This is a genomic window from Rhizobacter sp. P2_H2 (genome assembly GCF_056403375.1).
The window spans coordinates 1-548 of the sequence record NZ_JBFUFP010001829.1 but is presented as its reverse complement, the minus strand read 5'-3'; the positions used below and the strand labels follow the sequence as shown (position 1 = coordinate 548).

Here is a 548-nt window from a genome sequence, read left to right as displayed (position 1 = left end):
GCGGACCTGCATGTGCGTGCGATGACGAACCCTGCCGCCGCGGGCGAACGCTTCATCGCGACCGCCGGCGAGAGCCTGTGGCTGGTGGAGATCGCGAAGGTGCTGCGGCGCCGCATGGGCGTGGCAGCCGGCAGGGTGTCGACACGGGCGCTGCCCAACTGGTTCGTGCGGCTGCTGGCACGGCGCAATCCGGCGATGGGGGGCATCGTGCCGCTGCTCGGCCTGAACTTGAACGCGACGGGCGAGAAGGCGCGGCGCGTGCTGGGCTGGTCGCCGCGCTCGAGCGAGGAGGCGATCGTGGCGGCGGCGGAGAGCCTGGTGCGGCTGGGGTTGGTGCGCGCGTGATGGCGGTCGGCTGGAGGAGGGGGCCGTTCACCGAACACCGAAAGGGATGCTGGTGATGGCTGTCCAGAGCCGCCGCAGACCCTTTGGCGGCGCTGGCGGGAGATGAGTCAGTGGAACTCGCATGAGAACCGCTTCCGTCAGAACRATGCCTCGCAGGTCGCGAGGGTCGCCGGCCAACTGCATCGCCGCGGAATACTCCGCAC

The 548-nt window shown here is 70.4% G+C and carries 1 pseudogene; it reads left to right on the top strand.

The features are described 5' to 3' along the window. Positions 1 to 345 (top strand): annotated as a pseudogene (locus AC1D15_RS36460) (aldehyde reductase); the annotation flags it as partial. Between the last annotated feature and the right edge of the window lie 203 nt (positions 346 to 548).